The organism is Nocardia niigatensis NBRC 100131 (genome assembly GCF_000308655.1).
GTDB classification, from domain to species: Bacteria; Actinomycetota; Actinomycetes; order Mycobacteriales; family Mycobacteriaceae; genus Nocardia; species Nocardia niigatensis.
Window position 1 is genome coordinate 87,457 of record NZ_BAGC01000041.1, and the last position, 22,235, is coordinate 109,691.

Sequence of the window (22,235 nt, forward strand, 5' to 3'; positions counted from 1 at the left end):
GCATGCACCGAGCCCGGCTCGGCATAGGGCGAACTGCCGGGCGATCAGGCGGTGGCCCTGGCTCGGGTCGCGCTCGCCCCCGCGAGAACGACACCGGCCGCCGCCAGCACCATCAGGAACAGCAACCCGCCGAGCGGCGGAACCTGGAGGTACGGGTGACCGGTCGCGCCGAACAGCGACAGCCGGGTAACCCACGAGGGCCAGGCGAACATCGGTACCAGCAGAGCGAGCAGATAGGACAGTCCGAGCGTGATCGCCAGTCCCGCAACGGCATAGCGTGGAATCCAGGCCACGAGCCAGGCCGCGATCGCACCCAGTCCGGCGGCCAGCAGCAGCGCACTGGCGGCGACTCGCGCGGTCCCTGCGGCGTCGAGAGAGACATCGACGACCGTCGCGCCGATCAGCAATCCGCCGAGAGCGGCGACAACGATCACGCTCGTTCCGGCCAGCACCGAGATCAACCGCTGCCGGATCAGCGCGGTGCGTGACAGCGGAGTGGACAACAGCATTGCCAGGCGGCCCTGTTCGCGCTCGCTGACCCACCCCGCGGCCTGGGTGACGACATACGCCGCCACGATCGGGCCGGTGAACTCGGAGACGAAGCCCAGGTATTGGCTGCCGGCGCTGAACCCCGGATCGACCTGCAGCATCCGGCGGGTGATGTCGAATTTGTCCCACATATCGATCACTTCGGGCTCCAGCCATGCCATCAACCCGAGCGCGGCGGCCGCAGCCGCCGACCACACCGCCAGGCTGGTGCGCTCCCGCAGCACGGTCGCCGACCACAGCCGATTCAGCATCGGATGCTGGACTCGCACCATGGATTCGGTGTGACGAGCCGGACGCACCCACGGTGCGCTGCCGACATCACGGCGTCCGAACAGCCACGCCGCGACACCGATCAGCCCCGCTGCCGCCGCCAGCAGACCGACCAGCGAGAACACGTCGAAGCTCGCGCCGGGAACCAACTCGCGACAACGCACGAAGTAATAGAACGGTGAGAGGAACCGGAGGATCGTCAACGGCCCGAACCGGTCCCACACATTGGTGTAGAGGTACAGCGCCACCACGACCAGCGCCGCTACCGCACTCGCCGAACGCGGGGTCGCGGCGAGCTGTGCGAGCACCGCGCCGAGACCGTAACCCGCGAGAGCGCAGGCCGCCGCGGCCAGCGCGATCGCGAACGAACCTGCCGGGTCCGGCTCACCGCCGACCGCCATCGCCAGCGCCAGCCCGGCACCGATCCCGAAACCGATCAGCGCCAGCACCATCGCGAATCCCAGGGCGCGGTCCCGTACCAGCTGTGCTCGTGTCCGTCCGGTCGCCAGTATCAGCGCGACCGAGTGCCCGGCCTCCGCTCCGCGGACCGCGGTGACCCCCTGCACCGCCGCGTAGAGGGTCAGGAACAGCACCAGCAGGGTGACATTGTGATAGGTCAGGTAGCCGCCGAGGGTGTCGAGCCGATCCGCGGGCCAGCGCAGCAGCCGCATCGCCTGCACTCCCGCCTGCATGCTGTCGGCCATCCCCCTGGGACCACCCGCGAAACGCTCTGTCTCACTGCGAAATCCGGCGCCGATGGCCGTCATGGCGACCGCGCTGCCCAGTATCCAGCCGAGGATGCCGCGCCGGTGACCTCGGACGGTGTCAGCGGCCAGCCGCAGGCTCGGGGGTGGTTTCGAACTCATGCAGGAACACCTCCTCGAGCGACAACTCGTGGCTGTCCAGCTCGACCACACCGGCCGCGGTCAAGACGTTCAGCAGCGGCCCGATCGATCCCTGGACCGAACAGGTGAGGCGGTCACCGGCGACGCGCGGATCACCGACACCCGGAATATCCCGCAGCCGCTCGGGATCCAGCGCCCCGGACACGATCGCCTCGACCCGGTGTATCCGCTTGACCCGCAGCTGGTTCAGCGAGCCGACCTTCCATACCCGGCCATCGCGGATCAGTCCGATACGGTCACAAACCGATTCGACTTCCGACAGCACATGCGACGACAGCAGCACGGTCGCGCCACCCGCCACGGCTTCGTGCAGCAGTTCGTGAAAGACACGCTGCATCAGGGGATCCAGTCCCAGCGTCGGCTCGTCCAGGATCAGCAGTTCGGGCCGATGCATGAACGCCTGGATCAATCCGACCTTCTGCTTGTTGCCGTGCGACAGCTCCTCGTAACGGCGGCCGAGGTCCAAGCGCAGCCGATCGGCGAGGGCGTGGATATGGTCTTCGTCCACGCCACCGCGCAGGCCCGCGAGCGTGCCGATCACGTAGCCCGCGGTGACCCGCGGCCACTGGACCAGTTCGCCGGGCAGGTAGCCGATCCTGCGCTTGATCTCCACGCCGTCGGCGTGAGCATCGAGCCCGAAGACCGTCGCATGCCCCCGGTCGGGGCGAGCGAGGTCCATCAGCAGCCGAATCGTGGTCGTCTTCCCGGCGCCATTGGGACCGATGAAACCGAATGTCTCCCCGCGCTCGACGGTCAGGTCCAGGTCGAAAACGCCACGACCCGCGCCGAAATCCTTCGTCAGGCCCGCGCAGGCCACCACCGCTGCGGCGGCCGGGCGGGCATCGTCATCGGAGGTCATACCTCATCGTCACCAGCAGAGTCACCGACCGGCAGAGCACTTCGGCCCCGACCGGCGAGTCCCTTGCCACCATCGGCCCCCGGCGGCTGGTGAGGGACTCCGGCGATCTCATCGGAGTCGTTGTGCCCTGTGGGCGAGGTCGCGCGGCTGGGAACGATCGACGGACAACGGTCGAATCGATCCCGGCGAACCGAAGGATGTACGTCATGACTTTCCTGGAGATGGTGAACCCGCACTCGGAGCGGCACCGTGGCGAGCACGCGGGCTGGCTGCGAGCCGCGGTTCTCGGCGCCAACGACGGACTGGTGTCGACCGCGAGCCTCATGGTCGGTGTCGCGGCCAGCGGCGCTGCGGCGGGCGCGGTCCTCACCGCGGGGCTGGCCGGTCTGGCGGCCGGATCGATGGCCATGGCCGCGGGCGAATACGTTTCGGTCAGTTCACAGGTCGACGTCGAACGCGGCGACCGGGCCAAAGAAGAACACGAGCTGGAGACCGACCCCGAAGCCGAACTGGCCGAACTGGCCGGCATCTACCGCGATCGCGGACTGCCCGACGAGCTGGCCGCGCAGGTCGCCGCCGCACTGCACGACAACGATCCGCTCACCGCTCACCTGCGAGACGAGCTCGGGCACACCGAAATCACCGCGGCCCGTCCGTCGCAGGCCGCCATGGCTTCGGCCGCAAGCTTTTTCATCGGCGGATTGCTCCCATTACTCGGTTTGATCGCCCCGACCAGCGCCACCCGGCTGATGCTCATCGTGATCGTCACCGTGCTCGGTCTGGCCATCGCGGGCGTGCTCGGCGCACGAGTCGCCGGAACGAGCACCCTGCGCCCGGCGCTCAGAGTCGTCATCGGCGGCGGCCTCGCTATGGCGGTCACAGCGCTGGTCGGCCAACTCGCCCATGTCGCCGGGATTTGACCGACCTGCCCTCGGCCGCGAGTACGGGCCACCGGTCGGTGGCTCACCCGAAAATCGTTTTACCGCTTCGGAATCCCGCTGCTACCGGGACGGCCGGAGGAAAAAATCTTCTCGGGTACAACGACTTTCGATGAGCCCGGCAAGTTCAGGTCGGGCCGGTGGTCACGGTCGCGGTGGACTGGCGAAGGGTGAGAATCGCTCGCCATCGCGACACCGCCCGAGCCAGACGGGAGATCACTGGGGTCGTGCGCACACCGCTGGTGTGCCAGAAGGCGCCGAGGAAGATCAGCAGTTCGACGGCGCCGACGGGAATCTGTTGGGGCATCGCGGAATCGTCACTTTCGAAGAACCGGCGCCCCGGAGATCGAACCGATCCGCGGGGCGCCGAGTGAGCGGGAGAAGCGGTCAGACGAGGTCGAACCGGTCCAGGTCCATGACCTTGGTCCACGCCTTGACGAAGTCCTCGATGAACTTCCTCTGGTTGTCGTCCTGGGCGTAGACCTCGGCGACCGCACGCAACTGGGAGTTGGAGCCGAAGACCAGATCGACCCGGCTGCCGGTCCATAGAGTCTTGCCGGTGGCTCGGTCGATGCCCTCGTAGACGCCGTCCTCGATGCGCGAAGGCTGCCACTCGGTCGCCATGTCCAGCAGGTTGACGAAGAAGTCGTTCGTCAGGGTGCCGGGGTCGGTGGTCAGGACGCCCAGGCTGGAACCTGGCCGGCTGACACCGAGTGCGCGCAGGCCGCCGATCAGGACAGTCAGCTCCGGCACGCTCAAAGTAAGTAGGTTCGCCTTGTCGATCAGCAGGTATTCAGCCGGCAGACGGTTGCCCCTGCCCAGGTAGTTACGGAAACCGTCGGCGGAGGGCTCGAGCGCGGCGAACGACTCCACATCGGTCTGCTCCTGGGTGGCGTCGGTGCGGCCCGGGCTGAACGGCACCTCGACACTGAATCCGGCGGCGCGTGCCGCCTGCTCCACCGCCACCGAACCAGCCAGCACCACCAGATCCGCGAACGAGATCTTGACGTTGCCGGACTGCGCGGAATTGAACGACCGCTGAATGCCTTCCAGCACAGTGATCACCAGCGCGAGTTCGTCGGGCTGGTTGACCGCCCAGCTCACCTGCGGCTGCAGGCGGATGCGGCCGCCGTTCGCGCCACCGCGCCTATCACTGCCGCGGAACGACGACGCCGCTGCCCATGCGGTCGAAACCAGTTGGGCCACAGTCAGTTCCGATGCCAGGATGCGATCCTTCAGATCGGCGAGCTGATTCGCGCCGACCAGCACGTGCTCGAGCTCCGGGATCGGGTCCTGCCACAGCAGGGTCTCCTCGGGCACCTCGGGCCCGCGGTAGCGGATCTTGGGACCCATGTCACGGTGGGTGAGCTTGTACCAGGCCTTGGCGAACGCGTCGGTCAGTTCTTCCGGGTGGTCGAGCCAATGACGGGTGATCCGCTCGTAGATCGGGTCGACCCGCAGTGCCAGGTCGGTGGTCAGCATGACCGGAGAGTGAAACTTTCCGCCGATATGGGCGTCCGGCACGGTGCCCGCGCCCGCGTCGTCCGCCGGAATCCATTGGTGCGCACCGGCGGGAGACTTGGTCAGTTCCCATTCGTAGGCGTAGAGCGTCTCCAGGAACGAGTTGTCCCATCGGGTGGGCGTGGGCGTCCAGGCGCCTTCGAGACCACTGGTGATGGCGTCCTTGCCGACGCCGGTCCCGAACTCGCTCTTCCAGCCCAGACCCTGCTGCTCGAGCGGGGCGGCCTCGGGCTCTGGACCCACATGCTCGGCCGAGCCGGCGCCGTGCGTCTTGCCGAAGGTGTGCCCGCCCACAATCAGCGCCGCGGTCTCCACATCGTTCATGGCCATGCGGCGGAACGTCTCACGAATATCGGCGGCTGCCAGCAGTGGATCCGGATTGCCTTCGGGCCCTTCCGGATTGACATAGATCAAACCCATCTGAACCGCAGCGAGGGGCGACTCCAGATCCCGGTCACCGGTGTAACGGCCGTCGGCCAGCCACTCACGTTCCGGGCCCCAGTACACGTCCTCGTCCGGCTCCCACCGGTCGACCCGACCGCCACCGAAACCGAAGGTCTCGAAGCCCATGTCCTCGAGTGCCACATTGCCGGCGTAGACGATCAGGTCGGCCCACGACAGCTTGTTGCCGTATTTGGCCTTGACCGGCCACAACAAGCGGCGAGCCTTGTCCAGGCTCGCATTGTCCGGCCACGAATTCAGGGGCGCGAAGCGCTGCATACCCGCGCCGGCACCACCGCGGCCGTCGGTGACGCGGTAGGTACCCGCCGCGTGCCAAGCCATCCGGACGAAGAACGGGCCGTAGTGGCCGAAGTCGGCGGGCCACCACTGCTGCGAGGTATGCATGACCTCAACGATGTCGGCCTTGACCGCGGCCAGGTCCAGGGTCTCGAACTCCGCGGCGTAGTCGTAGTCGGCATCCATCGGGTTGGAGACGGGCGAATTCTTCTGCAGAATCTTCAGATTCAGCTGTTTCGGCCACCAGTCCCGGTTGCTCCCGCCCTCGGTCGGGGATTTGAGGCGAACGGATGTCACGGGGCAACCCGCGGTCGGTGCGGTACTGACGTCGCCGATGGGCGGATGGTCCTGTGGCACAGCGATTCCTTTCGGAGCGAATAACTCTGGTGTCGAGCACGGAACTGCTCGCGATCTGCCGGACACCCGGCTCACGACATGGTCACGGGTGGACCCATCCGCTCACGTCTCAGATTGAGATCTGCCTCACACCACAACGGGGTAGCGTGGGTTCCGCTCAAATGAAGAAGAGGTAGTCCGATGGTGAGCAATGACGACACCAGCACTCTGCTCCGACGGGCACGAGACGAATTCCTGAGTTCCGGGGCGGTAGACGATCGGCTGGTTTCCGGCACCGTCCGCGATTCCTGGCAGCGATCCCGCGAGCTTCGCATCCACCCCGATCGGGTCGACCTTCCGTTCGTCCGGGATCCGGGCCTCGATTCGCCACTGGTCTCCGCGGCCGAACCGGTTATTCACCGACTGAGCGACGATCTGGCCAGCCAGGCCGTCAGTGTGATTCTCACCTCCGCCGACGGGCTGGTCCTGCATCGTGTCGCCTCCGACAGCGTCATCCTCGACGCGCTCGATGAGGTTCAACTGGCCTGCGGTTACAGCTACGCGGAGAGGTTCGTCGGCACCAATGGCATCGGCACCGCCGTCGAGACCGGACGGCCAACCTTCATTCGAGGGGGCGAGCACTATCTCGGCACCCTCAGTCAGCTCGCCTGCGCCGGCTCCCCCATTCGCGACCCCCTGTCCGGCCGCGTGGTGGGCATCCTGGACCTGACCTGCTGGGTGGTTCAATCCGATCCAATGCTGGTGGCACTGGCCAAAACGGCCGGTGCGCAGATCGAGGACCGGTTGCGCGCCCAGGCTACCGAGGGTGAGGCGGCACTGCTGGAGACCTATCTGCGACAGTGCCGCCGCTACCCCGCCGGTGTGCTCGCAGTCGGCGGCGACATCGTCCTGATGAACCGCTACCTGAGGCAATCGCTGGACGCGCTCGATCAGCACGCCATTTTCGAGCACGCTGCCGATCTGCAGAACGTACTGGCGACGACGACCGGCGCCGTGCTGCCCAGCGGACAATTCGCGAAAATCACCGTCGCGGAACGAATCCGGCTACGCAGCGGCCGCATCGACATCGTCGCCCACGTCGCCCTGACCGACAGCACCCACACCAGCACACGTTTGGTGCCGCGCCGTCCGACCGTCCCCGGACTGGCCGGCACCAGCAACTCCTGGCGGCGCAGCTGCCAGCAGGTCGAGCGGTGCTGCGCCGATCGCAACTGGGTCGTGCTCGACGGCGAACCCGGGTCCGGCCGCGCCAGGCTCGCCGAGATGGTCGCCCATCTCGTCCGGCCGGACCGGACGGTGCGGATGCTGCGGGCCAGTCGCCGATTGCCCCCCGAGGGCGTGCTCGCCTTGCTCGAAACCGAAGTCGCCAAGGACGATTTCGACATCGTTCTCGCTGATGTCGACCAGCTGCCCGACGACATCATCGAACCGATGTCCGTTCTGCTACAGGCGTGCGCCGGACGCGGATGGGTCGCAGCCACAATGAGCTCAGCGGAACAGTCGCCACAGGCGGAGGCGCAATTGCTGCCCCTGTTCATGCACACCGTCCCGGTTCCGGCGCTGCGGCACCGTATCGAGGACCTCGATGACCTGGTCCCCTATCTGCTGCGAGAGCTGAGTAAAGGCACCGACGTCGAACTGTCCCCCGCGACGCACCGGCAGCTGACGAAACTGGCGTGGCCCGGAAACGTCGCCCAGCTCCGCAGAGTGCTCGCCGATACCCTCACCCGGCAACGCTCCGGCGTCATCACGCCCGACAAGCTACCGCCCGAGTGCCATTCGCTGGCGCGCCGCACGCTTACGCCTATGGAGGCGCTGGAACGCGACGCGATCGTCCGCAGTCTGCAAGACCGCAACGGCGACAAGCAGGCAGCCGCAGCCGATCTCGGTATTTCCCGGGCGACGATGTATCGCAAGATAAGACAATTCGGTATTTCTTAGACACGGGCCATCGTCGCGGGAACGACTCTCATCTCGAGACGGACGACCCGCCGCTGTATCCGCAGAATAATGGTAGAGCACACGCAGTCGGCGGATTACAGTCTCGGCTTCCGTTTCGACACCCGAGGTGAGGGCCACTTTCGCCCTCGCCGCTCCGTCAAAGACGCCGGAGTGGTTCACAAGGGCGTGGACCTCAGAGATGAGCGATTCAGGAAGTCGAGCGAAGATGCGGGAAGTAGTGCTCGAATTGAATTCAGCGCATCCTGTCGCCGCACCACATCGTAGCCCGGGCCGGAAATCTCGGCGTCGAGCGCCTCGTTTCCGAGGCTGCTGGAGGGGTTATATCGCGCGACCGGGATTCAGAATTCCAGCGGGGTCGAATACCGCTTTGACTCCATTCATCAATTCCAGCTCCACCGCCCCGACCATGGGCTCGAGATAGCGGCGCTCGTACTCCCCGACGCCGTGCTCGCCGGTGATGGATCCGCCCAATTCCAGGCAGCGGCAGACCATCTCGTCGAACGAGTACCGGGCACGTTGCGCGGCCGCGGCGTCACAGCTGTCGAAGACGATGGTGGGGTGCAGATTGCCGTCACAGGCGTGCCCGAAGACGCCGATCACGAGACGATGCCGGTCGGGGATCCGTGCGATGGCATCGAGCTTTACGCGGAAATCTCCAGCTCTGCCATCCGCGACCACTCGGTGCCGGGCAGGTCGGTGTGAATGATGCGTGGCGTCTCGGCCAGCGCCGGGCGCATGGCTTCCAAGCCGCGGCGGAAGTGCTCGGACTTCACGTGCTCGACACCGGCCGAATTGTCCCGGAAGGCTTCCACGAGAACGTATTCCGCGCGGTGGTCGGTGCTGCGGCTCCATTCGAACCAGAGATTGCCCGGTTCCGACCGTGTCGCTTTGGTGAATTCACCGGTGATGTCCAGCCAATCGTTCTGGAACTCCTCGCGGACCTTGAATTTCACCACGATGAAGATCATTGTGACTTCCTTTTACGTAGGGGTCACACGAAGCACCGCCTTCCCGCGCGCCGGGTATGAGACGGTGCTTCGTGTGTGGAGGTGGTCAGTAGATATTAGAGGGGCGGACCATGCCCTCGGCGAGGTCGCCGAAGCCGGGAGCGAGAATGGCGCCGGGGTTGCCGACGATCTCCTCCACAACCGCGGTTTCGGTCGTGATGAGTAGTGCCGCTATGGAAGCGGCGCTTTCGAGGGCCGCGCGAGTGACCTTGAACGGGTCGATCACGCCGTAGTCGAACATATCGCCGTAGGTACCGGTGAGCGCGTTGAAGCCCTGGCCGAGGGGCATGCCCGCGACCACCTGGACCACCTCGTCGCCGTCGAATCCGGCATTGATTGCGATCCAGCGCAGGGGTTCGGCGAGCGCCCGACGCACTACATCGCGGCCGATGGCTTCGTCGCCGGGAAGCTCGAGTTCGGCCAGGGCCCGATGAGCCTGGGCCAGGGCGGTGCCGCCGCCCGCGACGACGCCGGCCTCCACCGCGGCGCGGGTCGCGGCGAGTGCGTCCTCGACCCGAAGCATGCGTTCCTTGAGCTCGACGCTGGTCGCGCCGCCGACGCTTATCACCGCGACCCGCCCGGTGAGCCGGGCGATGCGCAACTCGAGGCCGTCGCGGTCGGCGTCGATCTTGGCGCGTTCGAGCTGTGCCTCGAGCTGCGCGATCCGGGCGTCGAGCAGGCGCGGTTCACCGCGACCGCCGACGATGGTCGTCTCGTTCTCGGTCACGGTGATGCGATCGCAGGAGCCCAGGTGCTCGCGGGTCACCTCGGACAGTTCGATTCCAGTGTCCTTGGCGATGACGTGACCGCCGAGCGCGACGGCGAGGTCCTCGAGTTCGGCGACCCTCCGGTGCCCGAAGCCGGGGGCACGGACCACCACCGACTGCATCGTCTTGTGCATATTGCCGCCGACCAGCAGTTGCAGGGCTGGACCGTCGACGTCCTCGGCCAGCACCACCAGCGGCCGGTCGGCTCGTTTGGCCACCTCGATGCTCGGCATGATGTCCTGCACCTGGGTGATCTTCTTGTTGGTCAGCAGAATCAGCGGATCGGCGTGGACCACTTCCATCCGTTCCGGATCGGTGACCATGTAGCCGGAGATGTACCCGTGGTCGAACTGAATGCCGTCGACGATGCCAACCGACAGTCCGAGGGTCTCGCTCTCCTCGGTGGTGACGACCCCGGACTTGCCGACATAGTCGACCGCGGTGGCAATGGCTCGGCCGATCGTCTCGTCGTCACTGGCGGCGAGAGTGGCGATCCGCCGCAGGTCGCTTTCGCCGCCCACCTCGGACACCTGTTCCCGCAGCGCCTCGACCACCGCCGATACCGCCTGCTCGATGCCGCGGCGCACCCGCATGGGGTTCGCGCCCGCGTCGACGGCGCGCAGTCCCTCGCGGACCATAGCCTGGGCCAGCACGGTGGCGGTCGTGGTGCCGTCACCCACCACGCCGTTGGTCTTCATCGCGACTTCCTTCACCAGCTGCGCGCCCATATTCGCGAAGGGTTCGCGCAATTGGATCTCGCGGGCGATGGTCACGCCGTCGTTGGTGATCGTCGGCGGCCCGGTCAGCTTCTCGAGAACCGCATTGCGCCCCTTCGGGCCGAGGGTGACCTTGACCGCGTCGGCGAGCGCGTTGACCCCCTGCTCGAGCCGCGATCGCGCGTCCTTGCTGTAGCGCAGCTCCTTGGCCATGACTGGTACTTCCTTACGTTTCGGTGGGTAGATGAGGCGTCAGGGGACGAGAATCGCGCGGCCGCGGACTCGTCCGGCGTCGAGATCGTCGAGTGCCTGCTGGAAGTTCTCGAGCGCGTATTTCGTCGTGTGCAGGGTGACCTTGCCCTGGGCGGCGAGGGTCATCAGTTCGTGCAGGTCGTTGTAGGAGCCGACGAGGTTTCCGATGAAGTTGATCTCGGTGGAGATCACGTCGATCGTTGGGACGTCGATGTTTTCGCCGTAGCCGACGACGTAGTAGTTGCCGGCGCGGCGCAGCATCGCGATCCCTTCCCGGGTCGCCCCGCCCTCGCCGACGAAGTCGACAACAGCTTCGGCGCCGTGGCCACCGGTCAGGTCCAGCACCTGTTGGATATGGGTGCCGTCGGCGACGATGCCGTGATCGGCGCCGACCTGCCGTGCCAGTTCGACCGCGGCCGGATTACGGTCCAGCACAACGACGGTGACTCCGGAGATCGCCTTGAGCACCTGAATGCCGATGTGCCCGAGCCCGCCCGCGCCGATCACGACACAGAAGTCGCCGGGCCGGGTCGCCCGGGCAACCTTGGCCACCGCGTGATAGGCGGTCAGGCCCGCGTCTGCCAGCGCCGCGACGTCCGCCGGTTCCAGCGAATCGTCGATACGGACCACACTGCGCGCGGTGGTGCGCAGGTATTCCGCGTAGCCGCCGTTGACGTCGATGCCGGGGAACCTGCTGTTCTCGCAGTGCACGTCATCGCCGAAACGGCAGGCCCGGCAGAGCCCGCACGTGATCAGCGGATGCAGGATCACCTTGTCGCCGACCGCGACATTGGTGACGGAATCGCCTACGGCGTGTACCCATCCGGCATTCTCGTGGCCGATCGTATACGGCAGTTCGACGCCGGTCTTCTCTTCCCACTGCCCTTCGAGGATGTGCAGGTCGGTGCGGCAAACGCCGGCACCGCCGATGCGCACGATCACATCGAGTGGCCCCTCAATGGTGGGTTCGGGAATGTCGGTGAGTTGCAGCTTGGTGTGATATCCGACAACCTGCACGGCTTTCATCGCGGACTCCTGGTCGTTCTGAGATCGATGATTCGGGTTGCGGCGTCGGCGGATTCGCCGTCGCCGTATCGGGTGGCGAGCAGGCCGCGGCAGAAGTGCGAGTTGCCTTCCATCGAGATCCGCACAGCCCTGGCGAATCTCAGGCGCCGGGGCACCGCGTCGGGCGTGATGCGTTTCCCGCTGTCATCCACCAGCACCGGGCTGGCGGGACACAGGCTCAATCCGATGTTGTAGCGGCGGCGGAGCAGGGCCGCCTTCTCCTTGCCCGGCGCGAGATCGGCGAGAGTGATTTTGTGGATCTCGTTCTCGCCCAGCTCGTTGTGCCTCAGGTGCGCCTCGAGGCACCGTTCCATCGCCGCCGCATGTGCCTTCGAGCGAAACGTCCTGCGGAGTTCGAGCAGGCTCTCTTCCGCTTCCGAGCCGAAGGTCGCGAGATAGCCGGCGTCGGCCGCCAACCCGGCGTTGATCTTGTCGCTGTCGTGGTGATCGTCGAGCAGCACCCGCACCACACCGATGCCGTCGATCTCGCGCAGCGCGTCGAGCGCGTCGGATGCCATCAGATAGGCGAAATTCGGTGAACAGAACGCGGTGGGCAGCCGAAGATGAACGATGACCCCGTCGTCGGCGAGAGTAATCGACCGGACGAAGCCCAGATCGGTGATCGGCTCGTCCAACTCAGGATCCACGACCGTCGACAGAGCCTGCAGGACAACCGATTCCGTGCAGGCGGCGATGGCGCTCACGGCTACACCGTCTCCCGCACCTGGAGTTCCGCGGCAGGCGGCTCGGCCAACCGCAGTTCCGCGGGGACCTCGAGGTCGTACAGCGCGGCGGCGTTGAGCCCGAGAATCTTCTTCTTCTGGTCCACGGTGATCGGCGGGTACTCGCCCGACATGTCCTCGGGGATCTGGAAATCGACGAACTTCTCGATCAGCCACTTCGGGGTCCAGAGCGCGTAGTCGCTGCCGAACAGGATCCGGTCCTCGTCGAGCCAGTAGAGCAATTCGCCGATGATCTGGGCGAAATACCTTGGGCGCGTGTGGATGAACGGCAGGGCCACCGCCAATCCGCCGTAGACGTTCGATTCCTGAGTGGCGATCCAGCAGAAATCCTCGAGCCGGGGCAGGCCCACGTGCTCGACGATGAAACGAAGCTCGAGGTAGTCGGTGGCGACCTTGTCGATGTCCGAGACATCGAAGGCATCACGGTCGAGCGGGCGGATGGTCGGGCCCTTGTGGACGTGAATGTTGGTGATACCCAGTTCGATGCATTCCTCGAGGTAGCGACGTGACCACGGGTCGTCGAGTTTGTATCCGCGGGAGTCGCCGTGCCATTCGGCGGTGTAGAGCTTGACGCCCTGGAGGTTCATCCGCTCGGCGTCCTTGCGGAGTTGTTCGAGGCCCGCCTGCTCATAGCGCGGGTCGTAGGCGTGGTTGTAGGTGAGCTTGCCGGGGTTCTTGCCGACGAGAGCCAGCGCCTCCTCGGTCTGCCCGAATCCGTTGCGGTAGAAGTCGCTCAACAAGGTGGCCTGGAAAATGGCGTGGTCGACGTAGCCGTCGACGAAGAGGTCGCGCTCCAAACGCTCAGGGCCGTAATAGGTGTAGGTGTCGTAGTCCCACAGGTATTCTGCTGGGCTGAGGTTCTTGTGGTAGTCGTAGAAGCAGTCGATGAACTGCTTTCCGTGCATATTCTTGTGATTCGACTCGCGACCGTCCCAGAGGTGAACGTGGCCGTCCACGATGAAATACTTGTCGCCGTTCTTCTCGTACATGCTGGCTACTCCGATATTCGGGCTGTGGGCTGGTGCGGCGCCGCCGACCACGGCTGATCCGGTGGCGGCGCCGGCACACGGTTGCTACGGGTGCTGCTTCAGTGCGCGGTGAGATCGAATCCGATGTACTCGGCGGCGTCCTCGGGACTGGCGAAAAGCAGTGTCTTGTCATCGAGATGGACCATGCGCCCGTAGTGGGTGGAGCTGATCTCCTCGAAGGTGGAGCCATCGAACTCCTCGCCCAGGGCGTCACTGAGTTCGGCGTAGTCGAAGTCGAGCAGGCGCTGACCATCGACTCGGATCATCGACGGATACTCCGTCAGCTCCACGCCATCCTTGTCGCCCATCACCGCTGCGACGACGCGACCGATGGGGGTGTTCATCAAGGTCACGCCACACATGTTCGAGAACTCGGTGGACGATCCGAATTGCATGCTGCTCACTGGTCCAACTCCTTGGGGATATTCAGCCCGAGATCCTCGAGCAGGGAACCGAACTTGTCCTTGGCCGTTTCGAAGCTGGTCGCGAAGGTGACCGCCTTGTCGGCCGGCTGCGACCAGATCGGCTGCAGCGCGCGGGCCGCGTCGAGGCAGCGCGGCACCCAGGTCTGCAGCCAGGAGCCGAACAGCTCCTTGTTCGGCTCCCCGTACTCGGCGTCGCGGGTCAGCAATCGGAAAAGATTGCGGGAGTAAGCGAGATCGCGGTCGTAGTCGTACTCACCGGTACCCACGATGGTGGGCGTGATGTAGTCGCCGTTCCCAGCGGCGATCTGCATGACCAGTTCACTGCGGAACAAGGAGCCGATCAGCTGCTCGAAGACGATGTTCGAAGCGAACAGCAGCTCACACCAGTCCGGCACCGCGGTCAGCCGCTCCACCACCTCACGAGTGGGCTGCCACTCCGGCGCCGACTGCCACACCTGCTTGTGGACGGTGCCGTCGAAATCCGCGCTGGCCTCCGACAGATCCAAGTTGAACAATGCCAGGTCCTGCGCGAACCGCATCTTGTGGGCCGCGTTCACCGCGACCGCGGTGTTGATCATGTTCGTGGGGCAGGACCGCTGGATCGAGGTGAACACATGCAGTGCCAGACCGTTCTCCGCATGCATCCACGCGCCCAGGTTGCGGGCGATGAACGTCAGCCACGGCATGTTCCAGGCGTCGTAGACGCGGGCGCGCTTCGCGTTCGACAGACACAGGTCGACCTGGTGAACGACCTTGGAGTTGTTGCGGTAGATGGTCTGGTCCCACTCCTCGTTCGGGTCGAGGAAGGCATGCCAGTTCGACGATTTCGCGACGGTCCACTCCTGCGGGTAACCGCCCGGACCATCGGCGAAGCCATAGATCCAGCCCTGCGTGAGATGACGCTCGGGGTCCGGTTGTACGTCGACCGTCACGTCCTCATACATCGTGGAACGCATCTTTGCCGGTTTGTAGTAGTTGTACGTCCGGCTTCGGGAGCTGGGGAACTCGAGCGCACCGGCTTCGGAGTCGGTGAACTCGATTGCGGGGAAGCTGCGTTGCTTGTTCCCGGTGGTTGCGGTCATCTCGTTTCTCGGTTCTTGTCGGTGCAGGAGGGTTGGTTCCCGCGGTTACTGATCGAAGGCAGGGCTGGTGAACTTGTCATAGAAGATCTGGTCCTTCGGGGTATTGCCGGCCTCGAGCAGTTCGAGGGCGGCATCGACCATCGGCGGTGGTCCGCACAGGTAGACCTCGGCTTTGCCGAGAGCGGGTTCACGGCGCGCGACGACGTCGGTGACATTCCCCTCTTCGACCAGGACCGAGTCCGAAACCTGTTGCGTATCCATCGATTCCGACAGGCAAGCCACGAACGTGAAGTCCGTCAGACGCGCACCGAGCTCGAGGATCTCGTCGAGGTAGAACAGATCCCGCGGGGCGCGGGCTCCGTAGTAGAAGCGCACCTGCCGGGTATTGCCCGTCTCGCTCATGTGCCGTAGCAGCGAAAGAATCGGGGCCATCCCCGCGCCGCCCCCGATGAAGACCAACGGCAGGACGTGGCCCTCTTTGAGCGTGAAAGACCCGTATGGGCCGGTCAATTCGATCTCGTCGCCCACCGAGATTCCATCCTCGAGCAACCCGGCGAATAGGCCGCCCGGGTATTTCTTGATGAGGAATTCGATATGCTCCGGTGTCGACTGTGTTGTCGCCATGGAGAAGGACCGGTGTTCCTCGGTTCCGGGGATACGCAGATCGGAGTACTGGCCCGGTTTGAACTCGTACGCCGCCGGCCCGACCGGGCGCAGCCGCAGCGAGACGATGTCCTTGGTCATCGGCTCGATCGCGACCACCTCGGTGCGCACATCCTGGAGGGCGATGCCACTGAGGAGCTCGTCCTCGTCGAAGTTGAGCAGTTCGATGGTGCAGTCGCTGAAAGCATGTGAGCGACAGAGCAATACGAAGCCTTCCTCCACTTCGGCGTCGTTACACGCGAAGGTCGAGTAGTTCTCCATCTGGATCTCGCCGTCGAGGACATAGGATTTGCAGGCCGAGCACCGCCCCTCGCGGCAGCCGTGCATGAGGTGAATCCCCTGCCGGAACGCGGCATCGAGAATGTTCTCCTCTTCGCCGACTTCCATCTCGATGTCGACGGGCTCGAAGTTGATACGGTGCTTGTCGGCCACGGGTGTGTCTCCTGGGCTCGGGAATCGGTGGTGAGGCGGTGGGTGGCGCCGGCTTCGGCGCCACCCACCGAGCCGGATCAGGCCGGGACGGCGCCCGCGCGGTACGCGGCGATGTGCGCCTCGCGTTCAGCGTCGGACATCTGGTTCAGCAGCACGTTCGGGCTGTTGAACGTGTTGCCGCGCACGTCGTCGAGGGTCCACAGCTTCTTCGGGTCGTCCAGATGCAGATGCGGCTGGCCCACCAGGGTTTTGCCGTCGTCACGGACGTAACCGAGATCGGAGACGATGTCGGCCAGGTCTTTTCCGTGGTGCAGGGTCTCCCATTCACGGAATCCGGTGAGCCGGCCCATATTCGGGGTCGGGCGGCCCTCGTACTCGCTGCGGAAGGCGACGGCGTCGGTCCAGTAGCAGGTTTCCGAGCAGTAGGTCCGCCACTGGTCGTCGACCTTCTCCACGACCATGTCCTCACGAATGAGTGCCGGCACCATGCAGGTCCAGCAGCGATGCGGATACTGGTATCCGACCTCTTCGAAGGCGATCGGCTTGTTCCGGCCGGGGTAGGCGAGACGGTTGTACTCCTCCCACCACTTACCGTACTTCGAGTACCAGCCCGGGTACTTGTGCTCGAACCACTCGAAGTCCTTGTCGGTCATCGCGTCGATCCGCCAGTAGTTGACCGGCCAGCCGGTGGCGAAGAACCGAGCCACCTCGTGCACGTAGCCCTTGTCGACAATGCGCTTCCAGGCTTCCTCGACCAGATCGTGAGGAATGGTCAGACCGTACTTCTCGAGCGGGATCAGGTAGCTGCGGTAGTAGTCGTCGTAGATCCAGCGCCGCCACATCTCGGCGTAGCTTTCGCGATCCTTGCGGCGGTCCTTCGTGCCGTACTCGATGAAGGTGCCGATCGCCGCGTCGACCACGCAGTGGTTGTTCCACCATGCGTAGCGCAGATCCCGTTCCAGCAGTGGGCGATTGCGTTCATCGGCAAGCGCCATCAGCAGGATCGAGTAGCCGTTGGAGATGTGGCGAGACTCATCGGACTGCACCGAGTGGAACACTGTCGGCAGCAGGTAGTCGCCGTTGGCTGCGGCCTCGTCGGGCATCGCCACGAAAAGCGTGTTGGTGAACGCAGTTTCAGCCACGACGGTCAGATAGATGTTCGCGGCGGTGATCGCGTCGCCGGTGATGAACCCCTCGCCGAACTGTCGGCCGATGGTGCCCGCGTAGTTGTTCGCGAACGCCTTCTCCGTCATGTCGAACCCGGCAGGGTCGATGTAGTTGTTCATATACAGCTTCTTGAGGTTCATCTGAATTGTCGAATGACGAACCTCGTCGATCATCTGCACGGCCAACCCGTTGTGGATCTCGGGATTCGGCACGGCGTCGATCGCCATCGGCATCGCTCGCGCGGCCGAGATCTCCGGGAACGGGATGATCGACAGGAACAGCTTCTGCCACTCCAGCCACCGCTGCTGCACCTGCCGGAACATATTGCCGCGGATCGCGCCATCCATTGCGCCGTACACGCGGTTGTCCTTCTCTTCCTCCATAGGGAAGTAGGACCGCATGATCTGCTTGAGAGGATCCTTCTTCGGAGCCTTCTCGAAGGTGTAGTCGGTACCGAAGCGCGTTGCCGGGGTTGCGAAGGTGGGTTCCCATGACAATTCGGTGATCTTCGCATGGGCCTTCGTCAGGCTTTGCCTACTCAATGTTCGACTCCTGGATCGGCTACCGGCTGTCTGCCGGCGGTGGGGACGTTGCCCGATCCATTGGAGCCCGCGCTTTGCACCGTGAGCGTCTCACGATGAGACGGGCATCACAGTCCCATCGCCAAACTCGCGCCGGAAGCGCCGACTCACCTCGACGTGCCGCCCCACTGGGAGGTGGCGTGGTCGTGGATGCTGTTTGCCGGTGCCGCTTCCGGATTCGCCCCGACCTTGATCGTCGGGAACGTCGGCGGTGGCCCACCCGAAAATCGTTTTACCGCTTCGGAATCCCGTTGCTACCGTAGTTTCGACACCTCGACCCGACGACAGGAAGGCGGCTTCGTGACCGTGCTGATCCAGCGCCCGACCACATTCGATCTCACCCGCCTCCGCGTCCGCACCGGCGTACAGATCACGCTCTGACAGCCTCGCCGTAGAGAGCGGTTGTGGTTGCTGTTCGAACCATCTCCGGGAACCAACCTGTTCAACCCGCGCACCTCAGTGGCGAGTCGATGTCAACGGCGATATCCGCGCGGGGTCGAGTGCCTGTAGCTCAGCGGAGAGAGCACCTGCCTACGAAGCAGGGGGTCGGAGGTTCGAATCCTTTCGGGCACACTGTTTTTCGATGAAGCGTGGTGTAACGGCAGCATGACGGACTCTGACTCCGCCGATCCAGGTTCGAATCCTGGCGCTTCAGCTCTCGAATTCGGTACGGCAACGAGTATTCAGCGCAGGATGACCGACGCGGCGTGTTCGCCGATCATCATGGTGGCCGCGTTGGTGTTGCCGCCGACGATGGTCGGCATGATCGACGCGTCGGCGACGCGTAGGCCGTCCACACCGCGAACCCTGAGCATCGGGTCCACGACCGCGCGGTCGTCCACGCCCATGCGGCAGGTGCCGACCGGGTGGTAGACGGTGGTCGCGCGGTTGGGGACTTCGGCGGCCAGGTCGGTGCGGTCAGGGTATTGCGGGCCCGGCGAGATTTCGGTGTCCACCGCGGCGCTGATCGACTTCGCGGCCATGACTTCGCGGGTCAGTTCCATGCCGTATGCCAGTGTGTCCAAGTCGTTTTGGTCGGCGAGGTAGTTGGGGTCGATGGCGGGTGCGGCGGTAGGGTCGGCGGAGGTCAGGCGCAGGGTGCCGCGGCTGCGGGGGCAGATCATCGTCACCAGGATGGTCAGTGATTGCCGCGGGTCGGGGGTGTGGCGAATCGGGGCGTCCTGGTTCGGGCCGGGGTAGCTCCATGGCAGCACGTGTAATTGGAGATCGGGTGTCCCGGCCGTGTACGGGGTGCGGAGGAAGGCGACGGCTTCGAATACGCTGCGGGCCAGCCAGGTGCTGTTGTTGCGCAACGACTCCCGCAGGAACGCGCGGGCGAAGTATCCCGCCGAAGAACGGCGCAGGGCGGTCGGCATGGCGAAGCTCATCGGCACGAACAGGTGGTCGTGCAGGTTGTCGCCGACCGGAAGGTCGGCGATGACGTCGAGACCGAAGGCGCGGAGATGGTCGGCCGGGCCGATGCCCGAGAGCATGAGCAGCTGCGGCGAACCGAAGGCGCCGGCGCTGACGATCACCTCGCGTTCGGCACGCAGCACCTCGGTGCCACGGTCGGTCCGATACTCCACGCCGACGGCCCGGCCGTTCTCGATCAGTACGCGCAAGACTTGCGTATTCGGCAGCATGGTCAGGGTTTTCGGACGATCCTCGAGATATCCGACCGCGGTGCTCGAGCGTAATCCGTTGCTGTTGCTCTGCTGGAGGATCGAGACGCCCTCCTGGTCGGCGCCGTTGTAGTCGGGGTTGTGCGGCAGGTCGGTGGTCTCGGTCAGCGCCTGCATGAAAGACTCGGAGGCGGGCGTCAGGTCGTGCGCCCGGATCACCTTGATCGGGCCGGAGCCGCCGCGGAACTCGTTCGCGCCGTCCTCGAACGACTCGAGTTTCTTGAAGCTCGGCAGCACCTCGTCATACGACCAGCCGCTGTTGCCCTCGCCGGCCCAATCGTCGAAGTTCCGGCGGTTGCCACGCACGAAAACCATGCCGTTGACGGAGCTCGAGCCACCGACCACCCGGCCGTGCGTCTGCGGGATGGTGCGGCCCAGCGCATGCTTCTGCTCGACGGTGTAGTGGCCCCAGTCGATCCGCTTCTTCAACTGCGGCACGCTGTGCATGGGACCGATCATGCCGGGCTTGCGAACCAGCATGCTGCGGTCGGCTCGGCCCGCCTCGAACAGCGTCACGGCGGCGTCGCTATCGGCCAGTCTGCGAGCGATGATGGCCCCGGCGCTCCCGGAACCGATGACGATGTAGTCCGTAGCCGCCATGACCAGCCCTTCCGCCCACACAAGTCCCGCGGTGACTCACCAGCGAAACTGGGATGTGTTGCGAAAGTACTCGAAAGCGACCGTCCAGGAACCCCGTTTCGGACAACAGGTCCAGTGGCGGCATCGGCCGCGGCCGAGCACCCGTAGCCCGTTCGAATCCTGACGCTTCAGCTCTACACGGATTCGCCTGTCGGACAAGCCAGTTAGCCTCCATGGCGTGCGCGAGACGGAGTGGGTTGTGGTGGCCGGTCCAGGTCGGCGGGCAACCGCTCCGAGGTACAGGCCCGCTGGTTGCAGGGCACCGTAGGCGGCCGGGCGGACTTGGGTGTGCGGGACGGGGTGTCGGAGCCGAGGACCGGGTCGGCGGAAAGGGTCGTCAATCCGATTGCACGCGGGCGAACTGTCCGATTCTCACCGGGGCAGTGGCAGCAGTTCGACGAGGGTGCCGCGACCGGCCTCCGGGGGGAGCACCGCCAGCGCGTGCGCGTGCAGCAGACCCGCCAGGTGCGCGGTGCGGACCGCGCCGATGGCACGCCAGACGCCGCCCTCGACCTGCCGGACCGGCACGATGCGAACCCGGTCGCCGTCCGGGTTCGCGGCGTCGGCGACCCGCCCCCACGAGGAGACCGGATCGCGCCGGCCGGTCAGGACATTCACCAGCGCTCGCCCGGTCACCAGCGACGCGGTGATGGCGGCCAAGGGACTTCCCGGCAGGGAGAGCAGCGTGCGGCCGTCGGGTAGGCGCGCCACCAGCTGAGATCCGCCCGGGCGCAGACGAACTCCGTCGATCAGGATCTGCGCGCCGATCTCGCCGAGCACATCGCGAAGCCGGTCCGCGGCGCCGCGACCGGTGGCGCCGACGGTGATGGCGAGTTCCGCACCGGTGTCGCGATCGAACCAGGACCGCAGCAGGGCGCGGTCGTCCGGCAGTCGCGTCAGGCTCCCGACGCCGATATCGCAGTGGCCCAGGTAATGCGGCAGCGCGGCGCCGAGCGCATCCCGGATCTGACCCGGTCCCAAGGATCCCGTGGCGCGGATCTCGTCGCCGGTGATGAGCAGGTCGGCCCGCAGCGGTCCGCGGACCATGCCGATCGGGGCGTCGGCGCTCTGCGCGACGGAGATGACCGCCGCGCTCACCCGGCCGCCCGCCGCCGCCAATTCGTCTCCGCCATACCAGGATTCACCCTCGGGCCGGATGTCGTTCCGGTACGGCGCGCCCGCCGCGAGCGCCAGCGCCGGGTGGCCGCCGCTCCCTTCGATGCGCACGTACTCCGCACGCAACACCGCCGTCGCGCCGGGCGGCGTCAGCGCGCCGGTCGCGATGCGCACCGCCTCACCCTCGGCGAGCGTGATCCGCGATGACCTTCCCGCGGTACAGGATCCGATGAGCAGCCGCCAGCGCGGTCCGCGACCGCTCACCGCGAACCCGTCCATGGCCGCGGTGTCGGCGGCCGGCAAGGCCATCATCGCGGTCAACGGCTCGGCCAGGGTCGCGCCCAGCGCTTCGGACAGGGGCGCGCGGCGCGCGGGTATCGCGGACAGCGCCGAGCTCAGCACCGCCTCGATCTCCTCGACGATCACCTCCGGCGCGGTCATCGTAGTCGCGGATCGGATCTGCACCGCGCTCACGCATCACGTCCTCTCCCAGCGCTCCGACAGATACCGAAAGATGTTCAGCCACGGAGATTTCCAGCTACTTTCTCCGTGGTTGCAGATCCATTGCGGGCATCTCACCCGTACCTGCGGATCGCTGTGCGGACGCGTGCGAACATACGACGGCCCCGGCAGCGGACGCGAAATCGTCACGCAGATGTGTTGCCGTGCCGCATGTACGTTCACCTGATGGTGGTCGCGGCGCGACACGCTGATACCGGGTACCACCACGACAGCAGGATGTGCAGAACCCTTGGTAATCGAGACGGTACG

Annotated in this window: 18 protein-coding genes, 2 tRNA genes and 1 pseudogene; 5 read left to right on the top strand and 16 right to left on the bottom strand. The window is 65.6% G+C overall.

The window, feature by feature from the left end; genetic code table 11:
* Positions 1-44: 44 nt before the first annotated feature.
* Both ON33_RS15420 and ON33_RS15425 read right to left on the bottom strand, forming a co-directional pair.
* Entirely contained in the window at positions 45-1,685 is a 1,641-nt protein-coding gene (locus ON33_RS15420) for an efflux permease Rv1217c-related protein (protein WP_040859472.1), read from the bottom strand.
* Positions 1,645-2,583: an ABC transporter ATP-binding protein gene (locus ON33_RS15425; RefSeq protein ID WP_051152255.1), complete on the bottom strand. Its 939-nt coding sequence runs from the start codon at positions 2,581-2,583 to the stop codon at positions 1,645-1,647. Before ON33_RS15425 ends, ON33_RS15420 begins: the two co-directional genes overlap by 41 nt.
* Before the next feature lie 206 nt (positions 2,584-2,789).
* Between ON33_RS15425 and ON33_RS15430 the strand changes: the two genes are divergently transcribed.
* On the top strand, positions 2,790-3,503 hold the full coding sequence (locus ON33_RS15430) for a VIT1/CCC1 transporter family protein (RefSeq protein WP_218001436.1): 714 nt from the start codon (positions 2,790-2,792) through the stop codon (positions 3,501-3,503).
* A gap of 145 nt (positions 3,504-3,648) precedes the next feature.
* Here the strand turns inward: ON33_RS15430 and ON33_RS15435 are convergent, their stop codons facing one another.
* Positions 3,649-3,828, bottom strand: coding sequence for a hypothetical protein (locus tag ON33_RS15435; protein WP_040859475.1), 180 nt, complete (start codon positions 3,826-3,828; stop codon positions 3,649-3,651).
* An 80-nt stretch (positions 3,829-3,908) separates the two neighbouring features.
* Entirely contained in the window at positions 3,909-6,137 is a 2,229-nt protein-coding gene (katG, locus tag ON33_RS15440; protein WP_051152257.1) for a catalase/peroxidase HPI, read from the bottom strand.
* A gap of 180 nt (positions 6,138-6,317) precedes the next feature.
* On the opposite strand from katG, the gene ON33_RS15445 reads away from it, so the two are divergent.
* The gene (locus ON33_RS15445; protein ID WP_040859477.1) at positions 6,318-8,078 is read left to right on the top strand and encodes a sigma-54-dependent Fis family transcriptional regulator; all 1,761 of its coding nucleotides are present in this window, start codon (positions 6,318-6,320) and stop codon (positions 8,076-8,078) included.
* Positions 8,079-8,417: 339 nt separating this feature from the next.
* Here ON33_RS15445 and ON33_RS15450 read toward each other — a convergent pair.
* The 10 genes and pseudogenes from ON33_RS15450 to ON33_RS15495 form a co-directional block, all read right to left on the bottom strand.
* Positions 8,418-8,738 (bottom strand): annotated as a pseudogene (locus ON33_RS15450) (FAD-linked oxidase C-terminal domain-containing protein); the annotation flags it as partial.
* 2 nt (positions 8,739-8,740) lie between these two features.
* The gene (locus ON33_RS15455) at positions 8,741-9,067 is read right to left on the bottom strand and encodes a putative quinol monooxygenase (protein ID WP_040859481.1); all 327 of its coding nucleotides are present in this window, start codon (positions 9,065-9,067) and stop codon (positions 8,741-8,743) included.
* Between the two features lie 85 nt (positions 9,068-9,152).
* Positions 9,153-10,802 (bottom strand): chaperonin GroEL, encoded by a 1,650-nt coding sequence (groL, locus tag ON33_RS15460; protein WP_040859483.1) that lies wholly within the window; start codon positions 10,800-10,802, stop codon positions 9,153-9,155.
* A gap of 39 nt (positions 10,803-10,841) precedes the next feature.
* Positions 10,842-11,867 (bottom strand): NAD(P)-dependent alcohol dehydrogenase, encoded by a 1,026-nt coding sequence (locus tag ON33_RS15465; protein WP_040859485.1) that lies wholly within the window; start codon positions 11,865-11,867, stop codon positions 10,842-10,844.
* Positions 11,864-12,610 carry an iron-sulfur cluster assembly protein gene (locus ON33_RS15470; protein ID WP_040859487.1) on the bottom strand — a complete coding sequence of 249 codons (747 nt, stop codon included), beginning with the start codon at positions 12,608-12,610 and terminating at the stop codon, positions 11,864-11,866. The genes ON33_RS15465 and ON33_RS15470 overlap by 4 nt, the downstream gene beginning before the upstream one ends.
* Before the next feature lie 2 nt (positions 12,611-12,612).
* Entirely contained in the window at positions 12,613-13,638 is a 1,026-nt protein-coding gene (locus tag ON33_RS15475) for an amidohydrolase family protein (protein ID WP_040859489.1), read from the bottom strand.
* Between the two features lie 98 nt (positions 13,639-13,736).
* Positions 13,737-14,072, bottom strand: a complete 336-nt coding sequence (gene mimD / locus ON33_RS15480; protein ID WP_040859874.1) for a propane 2-monooxygenase effector subunit MimD — start codon at positions 14,070-14,072, stop codon at positions 13,737-13,739.
* 5 nt (positions 14,073-14,077) lie between these two features.
* On the bottom strand, positions 14,078-15,184 hold the full coding sequence (locus ON33_RS15485; RefSeq protein WP_040859491.1) for an aromatic/alkene monooxygenase hydroxylase subunit beta: 1,107 nt from the start codon (positions 15,182-15,184) through the stop codon (positions 14,078-14,080).
* A gap of 45 nt (positions 15,185-15,229) precedes the next feature.
* Positions 15,230-16,279 carry a 2Fe-2S iron-sulfur cluster-binding protein gene (locus ON33_RS15490; RefSeq protein WP_040859493.1) on the bottom strand — a complete coding sequence of 350 codons (1,050 nt, stop codon included), beginning with the start codon at positions 16,277-16,279 and terminating at the stop codon, positions 15,230-15,232.
* Positions 16,280-16,356: 77 nt separating this feature from the next.
* Positions 16,357-17,988 (bottom strand): ferritin family protein, encoded by a 1,632-nt coding sequence (locus ON33_RS15495; RefSeq protein ID WP_040859495.1) that lies wholly within the window; start codon positions 17,986-17,988, stop codon positions 16,357-16,359.
* 189 nt (positions 17,989-18,177) lie between these two features.
* On the opposite strand from ON33_RS15495, the gene ON33_RS15500 reads away from it, so the two are divergent.
* The 3 genes from ON33_RS15500 (at position 18,178) to ON33_RS15510 (ending at position 18,682) form a co-directional block, all read left to right on the top strand.
* Positions 18,178-18,408 (top strand): hypothetical protein, encoded by a 231-nt coding sequence (locus tag ON33_RS15500; protein WP_040859497.1) that lies wholly within the window; start codon positions 18,178-18,180, stop codon positions 18,406-18,408.
* Between the two features lie 119 nt (positions 18,409-18,527).
* Positions 18,528-18,600, top strand: a tRNA-Arg gene (locus tag ON33_RS15505).
* An 11-nt stretch (positions 18,601-18,611) separates the two neighbouring features.
* Positions 18,612-18,682, top strand: a tRNA-Gln gene (locus tag ON33_RS15510).
* Between the two features lie 28 nt (positions 18,683-18,710).
* Here the strand turns inward: ON33_RS15510 and ON33_RS15515 are convergent.
* Positions 18,711-20,309: a GMC family oxidoreductase gene (locus ON33_RS15515; protein WP_040859875.1), complete on the bottom strand. Its 1,599-nt coding sequence runs from the start codon at positions 20,307-20,309 to the stop codon at positions 18,711-18,713.
* A 411-nt stretch (positions 20,310-20,720) separates the two neighbouring features.
* On the bottom strand, positions 20,721-21,938 hold the full coding sequence (locus tag ON33_RS15520; protein WP_245550542.1) for a molybdopterin molybdotransferase MoeA: 1,218 nt from the start codon (positions 21,936-21,938) through the stop codon (positions 20,721-20,723).
* Positions 21,939-22,235: the final 297 nt, after the last annotated feature.

Bases quoted from the DNA above. Each gene is read 5' to 3' on its own strand.
- ON33_RS15465 (WP_040859485.1), bottom strand. From the start codon at position 11,867: ATGAAAGCCGTGCAGGTTGTCGGATATCACACCAAGCTGCAACTCACC.
- ON33_RS15425 (WP_051152255.1), bottom strand. From the start codon at position 2,583: ATGACCTCCGATGACGATGCCCGCCCGGCCGCCGCAGCGGTGGTGGCC.
- ON33_RS15445 (WP_040859477.1), top strand. From the start codon at position 6,318: ATGGTGAGCAATGACGACACCAGCACTCTGCTCCGACGGGCACGAGAC.
- groL (WP_040859483.1), bottom strand. From the start codon at position 10,802: ATGGCCAAGGAGCTGCGCTACAGCAAGGACGCGCGATCGCGGCTCGAG.
- ON33_RS15485 (WP_040859491.1), bottom strand. From the start codon at position 15,184: ATGACCGCAACCACCGGGAACAAGCAACGCAGCTTCCCCGCAATCGAG.
- ON33_RS15475 (WP_040859489.1), bottom strand. From the start codon at position 13,638: ATGTACGAGAAGAACGGCGACAAGTATTTCATCGTGGACGGCCACGTT.
- mimD (WP_040859874.1), bottom strand. From the start codon at position 14,072: ATGCAATTCGGATCGTCCACCGAGTTCTCGAACATGTGTGGCGTGACC.
- ON33_RS15500 (WP_040859497.1), top strand. From the start codon at position 18,178: ATGCTGTTTGCCGGTGCCGCTTCCGGATTCGCCCCGACCTTGATCGTC.
- ON33_RS15455 (WP_040859481.1), bottom strand. From the start codon at position 9,067: ATGATCTTCATCGTGGTGAAATTCAAGGTCCGCGAGGAGTTCCAGAAC.
- ON33_RS15420 (WP_040859472.1), bottom strand. From the start codon at position 1,685: ATGAGTTCGAAACCACCCCCGAGCCTGCGGCTGGCCGCTGACACCGTC.
- ON33_RS15515 (WP_040859875.1), bottom strand. From the start codon at position 20,309: ATGGCGGCTACGGACTACATCGTCATCGGTTCCGGGAGCGCCGGGGCC.
- ON33_RS15435 (WP_040859475.1), bottom strand. From the start codon at position 3,828: ATGCCCCAACAGATTCCCGTCGGCGCCGTCGAACTGCTGATCTTCCTC.
- ON33_RS15430 (WP_218001436.1), top strand. From the start codon at position 2,790: ATGACTTTCCTGGAGATGGTGAACCCGCACTCGGAGCGGCACCGTGGC.